Genomic DNA, 1111 nt, shown 5'->3' on the forward strand with positions numbered 1-1111 from the left:
GCTCACAGCTCACCGACGCTTATCGCAGCGTGCCACGTCCTTCATCGCCTGTACATGCCAAGGCATCCACCAAATGCCCTTACCTCACGCTTGAGAGTCCACACCACCAACGACAACGCTGGGCGCTTGCTATCAGCAAACACCAACTCGGCAGAGCAGCGCTGTGCGGCATATCGGTGTGGATGAAAATCTCAGCCTTTGTTGCGGCGATCATCAGCTCCCGTCTCACGACGGAAACCGACGCCGCCACGGCATCGATTTGAAAAACCCATTCACAATGTCAAAAAGCTCACGATCCATGGGATCGTAGGACCGCTGCCGTAGCAGCGGATCTCGTGTCTTCATCTCTGGATATTGGCTAGCGCCATCTCGGAAGCGTTACCCTGCCCGCTGCGCCGTCAGTCGCAGCAAAGCTGCGCCTTGTGGCGCGCTTCGCAGCGCTGGCCGTCCTTGCGGAGCGTGCGAATTAGCGTGGCTAATTCGTCTCGTCCGCTGCGGATTGGTGGAGCCTATCGGGATCGAACCGATGACCTGATGCTTGCAAAGCAACCGCTCTCCCAGCTGAGCTAAGGCCCCTGAAACGTTTCGAAGGTGCCGGCAAACAATGCGAACATCGCCTACCGCAACCAGCGAATGGTGGGCCGAGCAAGAGTTGAACTTGCGACCTCACGCTTATCAGGCGTGCGCTCTAACCACCTGAGCTACCGGCCCATTCGCCACCCCGAACTAGCCACTAAAGGCCGCGGGCGGCGTGAGCCAGCTCAGGCAACCAACCCCTCAGGGTTGGTATCCAGTGATGAAGGGACATGAGGACGGCGGCAAATGTTCTTTGGAATGGAGGAAGCTCTTCTCCCTGGCGAACCAGAAAGCGCTTTCCGCCGATATCCTTAGAAAGGAGGTGATCCAGCCGCAGGTTCCCCTACGGCTACCTTGTTACGACTTCACCCCAGTCGCTAAGCCCACCGTGGTCGCCTGCCTCTCTTGCGAGTTAGCGCAACGCCTTCGGGTGAACCCAACTCCCATGGTGTGACGGGCGGTGTGTACAAGGCCTGGGAACGTATTCACCGCGGCATGCTGATCCGCGATTACTAGCGATTCCGCCTTCATGCTC

General features: G+C 58.5%; 2 tRNA genes and 2 rRNA genes. All 4 read right to left on the minus strand.

The features are described 5' to 3' along the window. Nucleotides 1-96 (minus strand): 23S ribosomal RNA (locus S2M10_RS00005); the annotation flags it as partial. A 404-nt stretch (nucleotides 97-500) separates the two neighbouring features. After that, nucleotides 501-576: transfer RNA gene (locus tag S2M10_RS00010), tRNA-Ala, on the minus strand. 58 nt (nucleotides 577-634) lie between these two features. Continuing rightward, nucleotides 635-711 (minus strand) — tRNA-Ile (locus S2M10_RS00015). 180 nt (nucleotides 712-891) lie between these two features. Beyond that, a 16S ribosomal RNA gene (locus S2M10_RS00020) occupies nucleotides 892-1111 on the minus strand; the annotation flags it as partial.

Source organism: Sphingomonas sp. S2M10 (genome assembly GCF_012650175.1).
Lineage (GTDB): Bacteria > Pseudomonadota > Alphaproteobacteria > Sphingomonadales > Sphingomonadaceae > Sphingomonas.